The organism is Rhizobium leguminosarum (assembly GCF_004123835.1).
Classification (GTDB): Bacteria; Pseudomonadota; Alphaproteobacteria; order Rhizobiales; family Rhizobiaceae; genus Rhizobium; species Rhizobium leguminosarum_M.
This window is the reverse complement of the sequence record NZ_MZMU01000025.1, coordinates 1-16,683: the sequence shown is the minus strand read 5'-3', so window position 1 is coordinate 16,683 and position 16,683 is coordinate 1. Positions and strand designations below refer to the sequence as shown.

The window sequence follows — 16,683 nt, the reverse complement described above, 5'->3', positions numbered from 1 at the left end:
TCATACGACCTCCGCCTTCTCTGTGCTGGCAAGCAGGCCGTCGAAATATTCGACGGTGCGAGCCAAGCCGGTTTCGAGCCCGATGCGGGGCTGCCAGCCCAGCTCGGCCATGGCCCGGGAAATATCCGGCCGCCGCTGGCGGGGGTCGTCGGTGACCGCCGGTAGGTGGACGATCCGGGATCGCGAGTTCGTCAGGTCCCGGATGATTTCCGCCAGGCGTCGAACGGTCATTTCGGCTGGATTGCCGAGGTTGATCGGGCCGTTGCAGGCGCTGCCGGCAGCCGAAAAACGCAGGAAACCCTCGATGAGATCGTCGACATAGCAGAAAGAACGGGTCTGCTGGCCATCGCCATAGATCGTCAGATCCGCGTTGCGCAGGGCCTGCACGATGAAATTGGAAACCACCCGCCCGTCGTCCAGGCGCATGCGTGGTCCGTAAGTGTTGAAGATGCGGCCGACCTTGATGTCGACGCCATAAGTCCTGTGATAGTCGAAAAACAGGGTTTCGGCGCTGCGCTTGCCCTCGTCGTAGCAGCCGCGCGGCCCGATCTGGTTGACATTGCCGCAATAGGATTCGTGCTGCGGGCTGTGGATCGGGTCGCCATAAACCTCCGACGTCGACGACTGGACGACGATCGCACCGGTCTTTCGCGCGCAATCCAGGGTGTTGACGGCGCCGAGCACATTGGTGAGCAGCGTTCCCACAGGATCCCGCTGATAGTCGGGCGGAGAGGCCGGAGAGGCGAAATTGAAGATGAGCGACGCTTCGATGTCGAAGGGCTGGCGAACATCATGCTCGACGATGTGGAAGTGAGTGTTCGACGCAAGGTGATCGACATTCGCACGGCGGCCGGTGGAAAAATTATCGAGGCATACGACACGGTGGCCGCGCTGCAGAAGCCTCTCGCAGAGATGTGAACCGAGGAAACCTCCCCCGCCATTCACAAGAACGGTGCGCAACGCTTGCGCTACCGGTATGCCTGACACTTCGGAATAGCCTTCGCTGGGAACGAAACTACGCATTACAAACTCCTTCCCATGTATTTAGTCTTTTGATTTATTTATGCGCCTCAAGTCTTCCCTATCCGTCTGGATGCTCGTTAACTCTCCTATTAAGATATGAATAACTTTGTAGTTATTCTTGGGATAACTGATTTACTACTCAAATAATAAGACGATTAGCGTGAAGGTCAACTTTAAAAAGTTCTAGTATCCAAAATAATTACACAAGTATTCTTCAAGGTAACGAATGATTAATCACACTTAACTCTTCTCCGCCACAAAGCTTTCACCTGCCGCTCAAGCTTCACTCAATGCAGCTAATATAAAAGGGAAGGCGGGAGATTGGCCGAGCTCAACTGCACCGCTGGTCTTGCATCCGGAAGCGCCATATGCGAGGGGTTTTGGCATGTTGAAAAAACAAGATGCAGCGCAGCTGAAAGGCCGGCGTATCCGCTCGGCGATGTTTGCCTGGGGAACGGCGCTTCTTGCGATCGGACTGACGGCCTGCACGGTCGTCGACGACGATATCGCGGTCGTCGCGAAGAAGAATATCGCCGTGGTCGAGGCGCCGCGCGTTTCCAAGGCCTATGCCTATCCGGCAAATCGGGCCGCGCGCCCGGCGGGGGCAACGGTCCGCACCGTAGCCTATCATGGCTCGGCGCCCTATATCTGCTCTCCAAGCGGCTTCGGACAGAAGTCACGCTGCTTTGCACGCCCCTCGATCTGAAGCAAAAGCGTCAGATCAATTGCGCCAACGGCCGGACATATCGTCATCACCGGCGGGATGCTCGTTGAAGAAACGGGATGCTGCTTCCGTGCGGTTTCGGACGTTCATCTTCTTGTAGATGTTGCGGACGTGAACCTTCACGGTATTTTCGGAAAGATGCAGCTTGTCGGCAATGATCTTGTTCTGCGTGCCCTTGCATATGAGATCCAGGATCTGAACCTCCCGGGTGGTCAAAGCGGACATGCTGTCGCGTCTCAGCTTGAGCGCATTGCTGCGGGCCGCATCGACCGATTTTGTCTGATAGAGCGAAGGCTCCAGCTGGGCGTTTTTGTTGGTGAGACGATTCAGAAGTGCTGACGGAAAATGTTCGCCGCCCTTCATCAGCAGATCCACTGCAGCCATGAAGACATCGAGCCGCAGGTTGAGTGGCAGGACGCCATCGATGATCCGCGCTTCTACCAGCCGGCTGACATAGGGCTCGAGCATGTCGATAGCTTCGACGACAAGTCCGATCGAGGTTTCAGGGTGGTTTTCGCGGGCAGCCTGCAGCGCTTCATGAAGCTCCGGGCCGGGTATATGATAGAATAAAACGAGTTTCAGATCGCTGGCATCTTTTTCCAGTATCGGCTTTGTACTCGTTATGCTTGCCACTTCACAGTTCGGAAATTTCTTTGCCAGTGCTTCTACCATGCATTCTGAAAACAGATCCGCCTTGGCCACCACTAGTATAGTATCTCCGGACGAACCCAACTTCCTTCCCTGGTCCGCATTCTCCATTCCTGAGCCTGTCATGAACATATACGCCTCCCCTAGCGTTACACTTTACTCAACTTGGTGCGATGGCGGGTATTAGATAGTAAGAAATGCCGACCCCGGATGTCATCGCTTTATTTTTTAGACATTTCTTAATTATGTTAATACGGATTGAGAAGGAAGGAAATGGCCCAAAATAATTAGTTTTAGCGGACTAAAAGCGATACGATACCAAGCATTGGTTGCATTCTTACTGCGATATATACTTCGAGGCTATATTTGCGCTCACTATAGATGAGAGCTGAATGTAATATTTCAGTACAGATTGTTATATTTTCGTCATGCATGAAGTGTCGGATATGAGACAGGCAGACGTCGAAAGCTGCTCCTCAGCCCAGCGGCGAATGCCGGAAGTCCTGGATTCTCGCAGCTTAGCGACGCCCCGGCCGAAGAAGTCTCAACCAACGACAGGGGCTAGCCGGACGTGGCAAATCGGCCTTAGCCCGAATTGGTATCTATCGGATCCACATTCTTTCCAGCATTCTGTGGTCGTCGTCCAAGTGGCGGCATGGAAAAGCCATGTATCGGCATGCGTTTTTGATACACGGCCTCCATATAGGGCAACTCAACGAAAAGAACACCTGACTACTCCCTATCCTTTTCAGGATTCGGAGCCGGATATGTGCGGCCTTGTACTGAGTACGTACGTTCCCAATACCAACGGTTTGATCAACAAATCGCGAGAAGCTGCAGATGACTAGTATCGAATACATCTGCCGATGTTAACCGCATCGGAGCGAGCGCGAGTAAAATCCCATTTGAGATGAGAGGGATTTCGAAAAGCTGCTCCGGTTTTTTTCTGGAGAAACTTGAATGTCTGACGAAACCGAAATCACGAAGGTCGGGGCGCTTGCCGACGGCTTTGCCAACAGCGCTGTCAATTCAACTGAAGTCGACGACGGCTCGACCGGTTATGTCGGCGTCGCCAATGGCGACAATCGCGACAATAAAGACAACAGCGTCGACGTGGACGTCAAGGCTGAGATCGATGTCTCCGCCAACAACGGCGACAACCGAGACAACGAATACGACTGGAGCTACAAGTCCGACGACGATACGAGCACCAAGACCACGACGATCACCGATACCGACACCAAGACCGACTACGACTGGAGCTATGACAGCAAGTCGTACAGCGATAACGACACCGACACCAAGACGATCACGGACACCGACACGAAGACCGTGACCGACACCGATATCAAGACCGTTACGGAGACGGAGACGGATACGAAGACGGTCTCCGACAGCTTCAACACCTCCGACAGCTTCAACAAGACGGACACAGACTTCGCCGTCATCGAGGACGTCAAGGACTCCAATCTCGGCGTTGCCGGACACGACCTCACCTTCAACCTCGGGGACGACTTCTCCTTCACTCTCGACGTCGACAGCATCCTGAACAATTCGCTGACCGGCGAAGGCAATGACAGCGGCTTCAGCGCCGTCCAGGCGAACCATCTGGCCGACCAGGATAGCGCCTGGAACACCAAGATGGACAACGCAGGAGCTCAGAACCACCTGAATGCCAATGGCGGCACCGCCGACAGCGCAGAAGGCATGGAAATGGACGGCAAAGGCTGGGATCTCAAGGCCGGCGACGACGCCGCTGGTTCGAGCGCGGCCGATGCTTCGGCGATCCTTGCCAATTCCGGCTTCCACCTTGAGCTCGTTCAGGGTGCGAACCTGCTCAGCAATACGGTCGACTCCAGCGTCATCGGCGGCAACTCTCGTGCCTCCGACGTCGGCGAGGATACCAGCACCTGACACTGACCTCCAGCGACCAAGACGAACTGCACCGGCTCAAGCCGGTGCAGTTTGACTGCTTGAAAACGATTTGACGACCACACCACGCCTCCCGGCGGGTGCCTCCAAGGCCGATCGTCATTTCGAATGGGAGGGCCGAACCATGCATATCGAGAAGATTTCGGAAATCATTGCGCACTTCATCGGTCTCTTCGAGATGACGACCGACGAGATGAGGTTACGCACCAACTATGCCGAAGGCGCAGGACCGGGCGCGGATGGACCGGCTCTGCCGGATCAGGATGCCTTTACCGCCGCCTTCTCTTCCGATCTCCAGCTCAAGGACTACGATCCGGGCATCATTTACAAAAGCGGCAGCTACGAAATCGAATATGGCCCGACGCGCCATTTCGGCCGCGTCTTCGAAGAGAGCCTCGAGAAGCTGGCGGCGATTGCCGGAAAGGACATCCCGTTACCGCATTTCGGCGATCCTACGGATATCGTGCTCACGGATGAGCCGGAACTGACAATCTTTGCCGGGCCTGGTTCGGCGATCAGTCATGTCCTCCAGGTCAACGCCCTCTATGACGACGACTATCTCGATATGACCGACGGCGTCCATGCGCCTCGAGACACGAGTTTCGTCATCGAGCGGCTGGCGGATTTCAGCACCAAGGCCGAGATTTTCACGCCTTTTGCGAGCCTCCACCGCACGGATACGTATGATGGTGCCCTGAAGATCGCCGAGGATCTCAAAAACTATATCCAGAATGCCCAGAATACCGAGGATAGCGGCGCAACCTCGCTCGGCACCGACGCGCCGCATGATTTTGTCCGCCTCGACCCCGAGGTCAACGACACCGTCTACATCAACGGCAAGGCCGAGACCGATATACCGGTCCTCGACGACTTCCTGCCCGATCGCGGTCTCGCCAAGCTCCCCGAAGAGCCCGACGACACCCAAACATCCGTCGAGCAGAACGACCCCAGCGGCAACAGCCTTGAGGTGACTGCCGGTGCGAACGTCGTCGTCAACGTCGCCTCCGTGATCCATACCGGCGTCATTGCGTCTGTCACCGCCGTCATGGGCAACTATCATCAGATCGACGCGGTCTCCCAGGCCTTCGTCTATAGCGACAATGACGAGATCGCCTCGGCGCTGCGCTCATCCGTTCACTCGGCCGAGGAAGCCGGAACGATCGCCAAGAACATCGCCGTTTTCGAACAAAGCACCTTCGAAGCATCGAGCTATGCCGAACCCGATCATGCCGATCCGACGTTCCCCAACAGCTGGCGCGTCAGCGTCATCGACGGCGACGTCTCCTTCGTCCAGTGGATCGAGCAGTATCACTTCGTCACCGACAACGACACGATGACGGTCACCACCTCAGGGTCCGAAGCCACGGTTCTGATGGGCGGCAATACTTCGATCAATTTCTCCTCCTTTTTCCAGATGGGCCTGCAATATGATCTGGTGATCATCGGCGGCAATGTGCTCGATATCAACAGCATCACCCAGGTCTCGCTGCTCTACGACAATGACTGGGTGCGGGCAGAGGGCGACCTCGATCCCGGCGCCGACATACAAACGGGCAACAACCTGATCTGGAATTTCGCCTCGATCCACAATGTCGGAACGGGCGGCCCGTTCGAGACCATGCCCGACTACATGGTCGACACGCAGAAGGCGATCGAAGATCGCGATCCCAATATGCCGGAGGGGCTGTCGTTCGATGCGAATTTCCAAGGATATGCCGGGCTGAACGTGCTCTACATCACCGGCAATTTCTATGACATGACAATCATAAAGCAGGTCAGTGTCCTCGGCGATTCCGACGATGTCACCCAGGCGGCATCGACGCTCCTCGACAATAATCCCGATGCAACGGTTACGATCGACACGGGCAGCAATGCGGTCGTCAACGTCGCCGAGATCGTCGACTACGACAGTTTCGGCCAGACGACCTATTTGGCAGGCCAGCTCTATTCAGACGCCATCCTCATTCAGGGCGGGCTGGTGGAGCATGACACGACACAGCCGCAGCCGGCCGACGACAGGCTCGCCAACGAGGTCATCGCCTTTCTCGACAACGACGATCCGGCAGGCTGCGATTGTGCTGACGGCGTCATCAATGCCGGGCAGGATTTTTCATGGTCGTCGACGCATCCCGCCGACGTAATGCAAGCCATGGTCGCGTGACCTTGAGTATTGCGAAGGAACCACGATGAACCAGATTTCGAAACAAGTCTTTGCGGCAGGCAGCGCCCTCGATCTGAGGTCGGGCACTATTCCCTCCGCTGCCGCCTCGGAAACGGCGATGACCGATCTTTGCATCTCCGCGATCGACGAGGCGGTCGAGAACCTTCGCAGGCTGAGCGGCGCCGCTGCTTCGCCTCCCGATGGCAGCAAGGAGACGTCCGAAGCTGCGGCAAACGAGGCTGCCGATACCGGACGCGCAAGCGCAACGCAGGCGCCCCTCCCGGAAAAGACGGCGGTGCCGGAAGCTAAAGTAGAAACGGCACCTCCTGTCGCGGTGGCGCAGGGCCCGGCGACAGCAAAACCGGCGGAAGCGCCGGCCCAACCGCAGATCGAAGCGCGGGTGGCTCCCGAACTGCCGAAAGAGAAGACCGAGCTTAAATCGAGCCCGACGATGCCTTTCGGCAAGACCATCGAAGGCGACAGCGGTCCGATCAGCGAGAACGACAGGCGACTGCGCACCGGCGGCGGAAACGGCAAGGATTCCGATCCCGGGGGCGGCGGGGGCGGGGGCGGCGGAAGCGGCGGCGGTTTTCACAAGCGCAGCGAGCCTGTGAATTTCGCCGCCAGCCTCTCGCGCGGCATGGCGGCGGTACGACGCAACATGGTGGTCGTCATGATGTTTACGATCGCCATCAACGTCCTTCTGCTGGCGATACCGCTTTATCTCTTCCAGATATCCGACCGGGTGCTGACAAGCCGCTCCATCGACACGCTCGTCATGCTCTCGATTGCCGTGCTCGGCGCCGTGCTGCTGCAGGCCTTCATGGATTCGGTGCGTCGCTTCATCCTGATGCGCACCGCGGTGGAGCTCGAAGTACAGCTCGGCGCGCCGATCCTCAGCGCTGCGGCGAGGGCATCGCTGCATGGCAGCGGCAAGGATTATCAGACGCTGCAGGACCTGCAGCTGCTGCGCGGCTTCCTGACATCAGGCACGCTGATCGCGTTTCTCGATGCGCCGCTGATGCCGTTCTTCGTGGTCGTCGTCTACTTCGTGCATCCGCATCTCGGCATCATCATCATGGTCTGCTGTGTGGTGCTTTTCGTCATCGCCTATCTGAACCAAAAATTCACCGCCCGCCAATTCGCCGAATCCAACGGCTATCTCAGCCGGGCGAATTTCCATCTCGATTCCATGTCGCGCAATTCGCAGATCATCAACGCGATGGCGATGATCCCTGAGGCCGTGAAGATGTGGGGCCGGGAAACGGCGGGATCGCTGAAATCGCAAGTCGAGGCGCAGGACCGTAACATCATCTTCTCCGGCATATCGAAGGCTTGCCGCATGATCACCCAGGTTGCCCTGCTCGGCTGGGGCGCGCATCTGTCGCTCTCCGGCGAGTTGACAGGCGGCATGGTAATTGCGGCCTCGATTATCTCGGGACGCGCGCTGGCGCCAATCGAAGGCGCCATCGAAGGCTGGAACCAGTTCAACCGGTCGGCAGCCGCCTATAGCAGGATCAAGGGACTACTGTTGAATTCCCCATTGAACTTTCCGCGCCTGCGTCTCCCGAATCCCGAAGGCCGGCTCGATGTCGAACGCATTCTCTTCGTGCCGCCACCGCAAAAGAAGGTCATTCTCAACGGCATCTCCTTCTCACTCCGGAAGGGGGAATCGCTTGCGATCATCGGTAATTCCGGGTCCGGCAAGACGACGCTCGGCAAGATGCTCGTCGGCTCGATCGTCCCGACATCGGGAAATGTGCGCCTCGACCTGATGGATCTGCGCAACTGGGACCAGCGCCAGTTCGGCGAAAGCATCGGCTATCTGCCGCAGGACGTGCAGCTCTTTCCCGGCACGATCAAGGCCAATATCTGCCGCATGCGCGACGACGTCGACGATCACCAGATCTACGAGGCCGCGGTGCTGGCCGACGTGCACGAACTCATCGCAGGCTTCCCGCAGGGCTACGAAACCATCGTGGCGGCCGACGGCGCTCCGCTTTCGGGCGGCCAGAAGCAGCGCATCGCGCTGGCTCGCGCCTTCTTCGGCAATCCCAAATTCGTGGTCCTCGACGAGCCTAATTCAAACCTCGATACCCAGGGCGAGGCAGCACTTGCCAAGGCGCTGATCCACGCCAAGAAGCAGGGCATCACCACCGTCACCATTACCCAGCGCCCGGCTCTTCTCCAATGCGTCGACAAGATCCTCGTGCTCAAGGAGGGCACTGTCGCCATGTTCGGGGAAAGGATCGAGGTGCTGCAGGCGCTTTCCAAGAACAACAGTAATAACGGTCAACAAGCACCGCGCATTGAGGGATGAACGACATGGGACGGAAAAATCGGGAGACAACCGGTCCGGCGCAGCTCGAATGGTATAGCGATGTGCCGCGCTCGATCCGTGTGCACAGCATCGTCGGCCTGACGGTTCTCTTCACGTCGTTCGGCGGCTTCGGCTTCTGGGCGGCGACGGCGCCGCTCGCCTCCGCCGTTATCGCGCAGGGAAGTTTCGTCGCAACCGGCAATAACAAGATCGTCCAGCATCTGGAAGGCGGCATCATCAAGGAGATGCGCGTCAGCGAAGGCGACACGGTCAAGGAAGGCGACATCCTGTTGACCCTCGATCCCACAGCATCCCGCTCGAACGAGAGAATGCTGCAGCTTCGCCGCCTGCGCCTGGAAGCCGTCGTCGCCAGGCTCCGTGCCGAAGCGCAGGGCCTGCGCGAATTCCAGCTTCCCGATATCGTGACGAAGGAGGCCAGCGATCCCGACATCAACGCGATCATCCAGAGCCAGAACGTCGTCTTCCACAGCAAGCAGATCAAGCTTGAAGAGCAGCTCAATCTGATCGGGAAGAACATCGCATCGCTCGAATTCCGGTTCGCCGGCTATAGGGGCCAGCGAGAATCCTTCGAAAGGCAGCTGTCGCTGCTGACCGAGGAACGCGACTCCAAGGCTCGGCTGGTTAAGGTCGGCTATATGCGCAAGACGGATCTGCTGGCAATCGAGCGGGCGATCGCCGATGCGATGGGCGACATTGCTCGACTGAACGGCGAGCTCAACGAGAGCGAGGCGGAGATCGCCAAATTCCGCCAGGAAGCCGTCATCGCCGTCAACTCCAACAAGCAGGCGGCACTCGATGCGCTCGAGACCGCCGAAACCGATCTGGACAGTGTGCGCGAACAGATGCGCGAGGCCGCCGGCGTGCTCGAACGCACCACTATCCGCTCGCCGGTGTCGGGCACGGTGGTGCGCTCCTATTTTCACACAGCCGGCGGTGTCATCACGACAGGAAAGCCGATCATGGAGATCCTGCCGGCGCATGTGCCGCTGATCCTGGAAGCGCAGGTGCTGCGTACCTCGATCGATCAGTTGCATGAGGGAGAAACGGCCTCGATCCGCCTCACGGCGCTCGACCGGCGCACGACCCCTGTTCTGCAGGGCAAGGTCTTCTACGTCTCAGCCGATTCGATCGAGGAAAATTCGGGAGCTTCGGTCAAGGACGTCTATATCGTCCGCGTCGGAATACCCGATTCCGAGATTGCGCGGGTGCACAATTTCCATCCCGTTCCCGGCATGCCGGCCGAAGTGCTGATTCAGACGTCGGAACGCACCTTCTTCGAATATCTGAGCAAACCGATCACCGACAGCATGTCCCGGGCTTTCAAGGAGCGCTGATCGCTGGCGATCCGGCATGGGCGATCCGGTAAATATGACGGACTTGCCCGTTGCTCTGATGTAATGTCCACATGTCATCCCTTGAGGGATGGGATTCCCTCCGGGGAGAAAGGGTCAAGCATGGCGGCGATGTCCGATGTCCTGCTGCGGGTCGGCCGCCTGAACTATGTCTGGACGAACACCGAAAGCCTGCTGATCTACATCATCGCCCATCTTCTCCGGGTCGAAAAGGATGCGGCAATCGTCGTGTTCCTGACGCTCAACACCACGCGTGCCAGGATCGATCTCATCGAACGGCTGTCCAAGCTCGCTTCGACCTCCCCTTCCGACCGCAAGGCGATCCTTTCAGCCATGTCGCGGCTGAAGAAGGAGTCCAAGGTCCGCAACAAGTACAATCACTGCATCTATTCTTTCGACGAAAAGGGAGAGATTTCGAGCACGCAGCTGATGCGGCTCGTCGAGGACGACAAGGAGATCCGCTACGGCAAGATCGAACAGATGGACGCGCGCGAGATCGAGCATCTGGAAAAGTCGATCGCCGAGATCGTCGCCATCAGCCGGACGCTCTGGGCCTTCATCCATGCGAGCCCGCAGATCTCCGGCGAGCTCTGATCTAATCCTTATGTATGGAGGTTCTCAAAACCGCTGCACACTTTCGGGCGAGGTCGTTGAAGCGCAGCATCCTTCAGGACGCGTTGCGCTCTATCACTTTGAATCTGTGCATCATTTTCACCAAAACCGATTGCGATTTTGGGTTATGCGCCGGCTCAGGACTAATCCCATTTAGGCCACTTAAATCATCCGGACGGTTTATTTGAAGATCGGTGTTTCCCACTAGAATGAAACCTCCCGAGTGACGTATGGGGTATTGGGGGGCGGACATGCGCATAGATATTATCGACACCATTGCCGGGTTCGAGGCGGTACGCGAGAACTGGGATCAGGTCTTCCTGGAAGATCCCGACGCGCAGCATTTCCTCTCCTGGATATGGCTGAAGAATTATCTCTCCCGCCGGCGCCGCTGGTTCATCCTCGCCCTTCGCGAACGCGATCCCGAAGCACCCTATGTCGCCTTCTTTCCGTTGCGCCTCATCACGCATCTGAACGAGAAGACCGGGCTCTTCTACGACGAAATCATCATGGCCGGGAATTTTGCGGCCGATTATACCGGTTTCATCGTCAGGCCGGATTACGAGCAGCATGCCATTGCCGGCTTTGCTTCGTTTCTCAAACATCAGAACTGGACCGACCTGAAGCTCGAATATTTCAGCGGCCCCGCCGGCCGGCGCGAGAAGATGATCAAGGCGCTGCAGGGGCCGGAGGTGATGTTTCGCGACAGCTCACCCAAGAACAGCGAGAATATCGACAATACGATCTGCCCGATCGTCCCCCTGCCGGCGAGCTTCGACGACTATCTCGAACAGAGCATGAGCAGCCAGACGCGCCAAAAGCTCCGGCGCTTCCTGCGCAAGGTCGAAGGCGGTGATATTTACCGGATCACGATGGCAACCGCCGAGACTGTTGATCGGGACTTGGACATCCTCTTCAATCTCTGGCGGATCAAGTGGAGTGCCCGCAAAGGCACGGAGCGGACCGAACGTCTGATCATCACCACGCGCGAAATGCTGATGGACTGTTTCAACAGCGGCAATCTCGAAGTGCCGGTCTTTTGGTATGGCGATCAGCCGCTCGGCGCGCTGGCGAATATCGTCGACCGGCAGAAGAAGGCGATCCTCTTTTATATCACCGGCCGCGACGAAAACTGGAAGACGCCGTCTCCCGGCCTCATCCTGCATGGCTACTGCATCCGGCGGGCGATCGAGCACGGCTTCAAGACCTATGATTTCCTGCGCGGAAACGAACCCTATAAATATATGTTCGGGGTGGAGGAACGGCGGATCAGCTGCACGCTGTTCCGCACCCGCAACGGCCAGAACCTGCACGGCGTGCTCAACCCACGCAGCATTCGTTTCGTCTACGAGCAGGCGCTCGACATGTACCGCAACGGCGCTCGTGGTAAAGCGGAGATCGCCTTCAACCAGGTCCTGCAATCTGCTCCCGGCCATACCGGTGCGGAATTCGGGCTCGCCAATTTGCTGTTCGACCGAGGAAAGCTGACGGAGGCACTGGCTGCCTACAAGGCTCTCGTCGAGCGAGCGCCCGATCCGACACCGATCCAAATGCGGCTTGGCGACACGCAGCTCGCCCTGCATCAATACGACCAGGCCGCGGAGACTTTCCGCCAGGTCGGCGAGATCGGGCCGCATCTCATCCAGGCGCATTACAAGCGTGGCATCGCCCTTGCGGCCAGCAAACGGCTGACCGAGGCGGAGGCCGTCTTCGCCGCGATCCAGGACGTGCATTCGGACGATCCGACCTCGCTCGAATATGCCGCCAAGGCGGGTGTTGCCCTCGAACGCCTGCGCTCGATCGGCGAACCCGCCGTTGGCAAGACGGACGTCGTGCCGGAGACCATCGCCCGCTGGAACCGGGGACGGCAACTCAGCGAACGACGCCGACCGCGTCTGCATTGACGCGGTTTTGCCATGGTGCGGAAATGCGGTCCGGCGGCTCCGGGACGCGCAGTCACCATGGTCTTTGATTTTGAGCTGCAATCGTTGCTAAAAGAAAGCGCGAGCCTATTTTTGCAACTCCTCAGTGAGAAGTCATGCAGACGAATGCAGATGGCGCCGAAAGGGAACGGCTTCTGGCCATTCTCGATTTCTGGCACAAAATCGAGTTCTTCATTCCTTACGATCTCTCCAGTCGTATCGCCTCAGGTGAAGGCCGAACTGTTTTCTGGCTGCATGCGAAGACACTTGAGGATGACGGTGCCGCACTCAGCCGTCCAGCGATCCCCGAGGAGAAGCAGATCACGGGTTTTACCCTGTTCCTCGGCGTTTTCAGCAAATCGGAAATTGCCGACATCCGCAGGCATTTCGACAGCGTTGCAGCCGATATCGCCGAATATGAGGATGCCGAACGCGGCGACCTCGACGGCGATACCTGCTTTGCCAGCCTGCAGCTCTCCCCCTTGGGACAGCCGATGTTCGAAACGTTTTCCGTTTCGACGCTGCCATGGGCTCTGGGGCGGGTGCGCAAATCCGGCCTCTCCTCGCTCAGCCACGAGGCATTTGCCGACAGCAAGCGGCAGCTGTCGGAACTACTCCAAAACTTTCGGGCACAGCGGCATCTGAGATCTTCATCTTCCGAGGACACGGACGATCAGCCGATCGACGCCGGCGAAATCCTGACGCTGCATGAACTGCTCTGCGATTGGGCCGGCTTTGCTTCGCGCCAGGAAAAGCCCATCGCCGCCGTCGAAATACGCTATCGAGACGGGGTGGAAAAACCCGAGGTCCTCTCCCTGCCGCCACCACAGGAGAGCAATGTGCCCGATGCCGACGACGAGGAGGACGAGAGTGCAAACACCGAAGAAGAGATCGGGATCCTGAACAGCTTCTTCATCGAGGACATCGAGCAGGCGATGATACGCGTCACGCATGGCGATATCCCCGCGCCGCTCAGGCAATATCTCACCCCGCTGGCGCGTGAGAAACGGATCGACCTCTACTCGGAGGAGGGACGCCGGGCGATCGTTCGGGCCTTGCATCCTGGAAAACTCAACCGCGGACGTTGGCTCAGCGAACCTCACCACGCAATGAGCCTCATGCAGCAGTTTGCGATCAATTCGGCGATTGGCGACCTTTCGGAAGCAGGACTGTCCTCGGTCAACGGCCCGCCAGGGACGGGAAAGACGACCCTGCTTCGCGACATGTTCGCGGATAATATCGTTCGGCGCGCCCGGGTGCTCTCCTCTTTGAAGACGGCGCGCGATGCCTTTGGCGGTTCGGCGCGCCGCGTCACTTTCGCGGACCGGAGCACGAGCTCCATATCGGCGCTGATCCCGGCCCTTGCCGGTTTCGAAATGGTCGTCGCCTCCTCCAACAACGCCGCCGTGGAGAATATCTCGCGCGACCTTCCCAAGCGGAGCGCGATCGCGGACACGTCTTCATTCCAATATCTGCAGACGGTCGCACACAAGATCGCTTGCCAGAAGGACAATGGTGCCACCGTCAAGCTCTCCGACGACGACCGCCCATGGGGGCTGATCGCTTGTGCGCTCGGCAACTCCAGGAACCGCCGAGCCTTCAAGGAACGTTTTGCCTTCATGGAGATCGCCGACAGGCCGAAGCCCGGCTGGTCCGGCAGTGACAAGCCACAGACCATTTGGGAATGGCTGAAAAGCTATGAAGGACCGACCTTTGCCGAAGCGTCGGCGGCTTTTCATGCCGCCGACGGCGCGGTCCGCGACAAGATCGGCCAATGTGCACGCTATGCCGATCTCTATGACGAGATCGCCCTGGTTTCGCAGGATACCTTCTGCCGCGAGGCCCTTGAAGGGGTCAGAGCAGCCGAAAGCGAATTTCGGCAAGCGCAGGACAGATGCGACATGGTCCAAGCCGAAATACTTCGTATCAGGGAAGGTTTGTCTCATCTGAAAGAGGAGGAACAGTTGCTCGACCGCAGCGCTCCTGCGTGGTGGGAGAGAGTGTTGCCGACCACTCCTGCCCGGCAGCATCGGCAAGATGTCGGCGCCAATGCGCGCGGGCAGCTGGAACTGCGCAAGGCACTGGCGGAATGCGAGCGTCAACTTGCAAAAACTCATGGACCTGCGCTGAAACGGGCGTTGCGCGGACATCAGCGGGCCGAACTGGCGCTCAGATCACAACGGGAAATCTGGTCCCGGAAGAGAGAAGAATTCGGTCGTCTCGGGACGATTCTCGGTCATCCCACCCTACCCGGGCGTCTCGCCGATCTCGAAACCGACCGTTTCCAGATTGACGGCCTGTGGCATCAGGACGAGCTGGCAGGTCTGCGTTCGGCATTGCTGGAAGCAGCGTTGACGCTGCAGGAAGCGTGGCTGGCGGATGTTGGCCAGAAGGGCGGAGGTTTTGGCGGAAACATCGTCGCCATCAACAAACTGCTTTCCAACAACGGTCCCGCCGACAGCCAGTACATTGCGTTGATCTGGCAGAGCCTTTTCATGATCGTTCCGATCGTGTCGACGACGTTTGCCTCCTTTGCCCGGCAGTTCCGCGGTCTCGAAGCCGCCTCGATCGGCTGGGTCTTCATCGATGAAGCCGGTCAGGCGGTGCCGCAAGCGGCCGTCGGGGCCTTGTTGCGGGGGCGTCGCGTCATGGTGATCGGCGATCCCCAGCAGATCGAACCGGTCTTCACGCTTCCCAGTGCGCTGATCACCGCCACCTCGGCGCTCTCGCCCCACACGGCGACTGGACAATATTCGCCGAACAGGGCGTCGGTGCAGATGCTGGCCGATGCCGCCAACCGCTATGGAACGACCGTACAGGGAGAGGAAGCGGACGGGCTCTGGATCGGCAGCCCCCTCAGGGTCCATCGTCGCTGCATCGACCCGATGTTCAGTCTTGCCAACCAGATCGCCTATCAGAACAAGATGGTCTTCGGGCTGGAAGAGCGCCGGCCGGCCGGCGACGCTCCACCGTTTTATGGCGACAGCGCCTGGATCGACGTCAAGGGAAGTGTGTCAGGCAAACAGGCCGTTCCAGAACAGACGGGTTTCATTGTCGATCTCCTCACTGCCACTTATCGCCGGGACGGCGCATTGCCGGATCTCTATATCATCTCGCCGTTCAAGGAGATCAAGAACAGTCTGAGGCAGGCTCTGGCCCATGCAGCATGGGGTGATTGGAACGGAAATACGCGGTCGTCTCCACCGAGACTATCGAAATGGCTGCAGGAACGGATCGGCACGGTGCATACCTTCCAGGGCAAGGAGGAAGACATCGTTTTCATGGTGCTCGGCGCCGATGCCGACCATCACGGGGCGGCGAGCTGGGCCGCATCGAAGCCAAACCTCTTGAACGTCGCCCTCACCCGCGCCCAGCGGCGATTCTATATCGTCGGCGATCGCAACCTCTGGCAAGGCCTGCCTTACTTCAGAGAGACGGCCGGCGCCTTGGACACAATGCAGGCAGCGGACTTCCTGGCTCAGAACGGATTGGGCTGAAGGATCGGATCTGCGCGATGAAGCCTTGGCTTAATTCAAAAAGCCCGCACGAGGCGGGCTTTTGGTGTTTGTGTCTATGGTGGTCTATTTGGAAGATTTGGTTGCGGGGGCAGGATTTGAACCTGCGGCCTTCAGGTTATGAGCCTGACGAGCTACCGGGCTGCTCCACCCCGCGCCAGCGCAAATCCTTGGGATTTGCTGCAGTATTATAACACGAAAGGCCGCTTTGTGAGCGGCCCTTTGTTTCGGCTTTGGGCCGTTGGCTGTGAATGAGAAGATTATCTTTGTTGACGCATGCAGCTTACCGAAGCCTGACGGCTTCGGGCGCATGCGTTAAGTTGCGTTTTGCAGACCTGGCAGCGACCTACTCTCCCGCGTCTTAAGACGAAGTACCATGGGCGCAGGGGCGTTTCACGGCCGTGTTCGGAAAGGGAACGGGTGCAGCCACCCCGCCATAACCACCAGGTCGGC

10 protein-coding genes, 1 tRNA gene and 1 rRNA gene are annotated in these 16,683 nt (G+C 58.5%); 8 read left to right on the top strand and 4 right to left on the bottom strand.

Going from position 1 to position 16,683, the window contains the following annotated elements; genetic code table 11:
• Positions 1 to 1,023 (bottom strand): UDP-glucuronic acid decarboxylase family protein, encoded by a 1,023-nt coding sequence (locus B5P46_RS32000; RefSeq protein ID WP_129422220.1) that lies wholly within the window; start codon positions 1,021 to 1,023, stop codon positions 1 to 3.
• Positions 1,024 to 1,408: 385 nt separating this feature from the next.
• Between B5P46_RS32000 and B5P46_RS31995 the strand changes: the two genes are divergently transcribed.
• Positions 1,409 to 1,729 (top strand): hypothetical protein, encoded by a 321-nt coding sequence (locus B5P46_RS31995; protein WP_129422219.1) that lies wholly within the window; start codon positions 1,409 to 1,411, stop codon positions 1,727 to 1,729.
• A gap of 15 nt (positions 1,730 to 1,744) precedes the next feature.
• On the opposite strand, the gene B5P46_RS31990 is transcribed toward B5P46_RS31995, so the two are convergent.
• Complete coding sequence (locus tag B5P46_RS31990) at positions 1,745 to 2,527, bottom strand: helix-turn-helix transcriptional regulator (protein ID WP_129422218.1); 783 nt, start codon at positions 2,525 to 2,527, stop codon at positions 1,745 to 1,747.
• Between the two features lie 828 nt (positions 2,528 to 3,355).
• Here B5P46_RS31990 and B5P46_RS31980 point away from each other — a divergent pair.
• The 7 genes from B5P46_RS31980 to B5P46_RS31950 all read left to right on the top strand — a co-directional run bounded on the left by B5P46_RS31980 (position 3,356) and on the right by B5P46_RS31950 (position 16,212).
• Positions 3,356 to 4,309: a fibrinogen-binding protein gene (locus B5P46_RS31980; protein ID WP_129422217.1), complete on the top strand. Its 954-nt coding sequence runs from the start codon at positions 3,356 to 3,358 to the stop codon at positions 4,307 to 4,309.
• A gap of 142 nt (positions 4,310 to 4,451) precedes the next feature.
• Positions 4,452 to 6,488 carry a hypothetical protein gene (locus tag B5P46_RS31975; protein ID WP_129422216.1) on the top strand — a complete coding sequence of 679 codons (2,037 nt, stop codon included), beginning with the start codon at positions 4,452 to 4,454 and terminating at the stop codon, positions 6,486 to 6,488.
• 25 nt (positions 6,489 to 6,513) lie between these two features.
• Positions 6,514 to 8,808, top strand: a complete 2,295-nt coding sequence (locus tag B5P46_RS31970) for a type I secretion system permease/ATPase (RefSeq protein ID WP_129422215.1) — start codon at positions 6,514 to 6,516, stop codon at positions 8,806 to 8,808.
• Between the two features lie 5 nt (positions 8,809 to 8,813).
• The gene (locus B5P46_RS31965; protein WP_129422214.1) at positions 8,814 to 10,163 is read left to right on the top strand and encodes an HlyD family type I secretion periplasmic adaptor subunit; all 1,350 of its coding nucleotides are present in this window, start codon (positions 8,814 to 8,816) and stop codon (positions 10,161 to 10,163) included.
• A gap of 120 nt (positions 10,164 to 10,283) precedes the next feature.
• On the top strand, positions 10,284 to 10,775 hold the full coding sequence (locus B5P46_RS31960; RefSeq protein ID WP_129422213.1) for a hypothetical protein: 492 nt from the start codon (positions 10,284 to 10,286) through the stop codon (positions 10,773 to 10,775).
• A 269-nt stretch (positions 10,776 to 11,044) separates the two neighbouring features.
• Positions 11,045 to 12,697, top strand: a complete 1,653-nt coding sequence (locus B5P46_RS31955; protein WP_129422212.1) for a GNAT family N-acetyltransferase — start codon at positions 11,045 to 11,047, stop codon at positions 12,695 to 12,697.
• Positions 12,698 to 12,831: 134 nt separating this feature from the next.
• Complete coding sequence (locus B5P46_RS31950; RefSeq protein ID WP_129422211.1) at positions 12,832 to 16,212, top strand: DEAD/DEAH box helicase; 3,381 nt, start codon at positions 12,832 to 12,834, stop codon at positions 16,210 to 16,212.
• Positions 16,213 to 16,310: 98 nt separating this feature from the next.
• Here B5P46_RS31950 and B5P46_RS31945 read toward each other — a convergent pair.
• Positions 16,311 to 16,387 (bottom strand) — tRNA-Met (locus tag B5P46_RS31945).
• Positions 16,388 to 16,563: 176 nt separating this feature from the next.
• Positions 16,564 to 16,678: ribosomal RNA gene (rrf, locus tag B5P46_RS31940) — 5S ribosomal RNA — on the bottom strand.
• Between the last annotated feature and the right edge of the window lie 5 nt (positions 16,679 to 16,683).

What these genes read in the sequence shown, in the direction of transcription:
- B5P46_RS31960 (WP_129422213.1), top strand. Translation starts at nt 10,284, where the DNA reads ATGGCGGCGATGTCCGATGTCCTGCTGCGGGTCGGCCGCCTGAACTAT.
- B5P46_RS32000 (WP_129422220.1), bottom strand. Translation starts at nt 1,023, where the DNA reads ATGCGTAGTTTCGTTCCCAGCGAAGGCTATTCCGAAGTGTCAGGCATA.
- B5P46_RS31950 (WP_129422211.1), top strand. Translation starts at nt 12,832, where the DNA reads ATGCAGACGAATGCAGATGGCGCCGAAAGGGAACGGCTTCTGGCCATT.
- B5P46_RS31975 (WP_129422216.1), top strand. Translation starts at nt 4,452, where the DNA reads ATGCATATCGAGAAGATTTCGGAAATCATTGCGCACTTCATCGGTCTC.
- B5P46_RS31965 (WP_129422214.1), top strand. Translation starts at nt 8,814, where the DNA reads ATGGGACGGAAAAATCGGGAGACAACCGGTCCGGCGCAGCTCGAATGG.
- B5P46_RS31980 (WP_129422217.1), top strand. Translation starts at nt 3,356, where the DNA reads ATGTCTGACGAAACCGAAATCACGAAGGTCGGGGCGCTTGCCGACGGC.
- B5P46_RS31990 (WP_129422218.1), bottom strand. Translation starts at nt 2,527, where the DNA reads ATGTTCATGACAGGCTCAGGAATGGAGAATGCGGACCAGGGAAGGAAG.
- B5P46_RS31955 (WP_129422212.1), top strand. Translation starts at nt 11,045, where the DNA reads ATGCGCATAGATATTATCGACACCATTGCCGGGTTCGAGGCGGTACGC.
- B5P46_RS31970 (WP_129422215.1), top strand. Translation starts at nt 6,514, where the DNA reads ATGAACCAGATTTCGAAACAAGTCTTTGCGGCAGGCAGCGCCCTCGAT.
- B5P46_RS31995 (WP_129422219.1), top strand. Translation starts at nt 1,409, where the DNA reads ATGTTGAAAAAACAAGATGCAGCGCAGCTGAAAGGCCGGCGTATCCGC.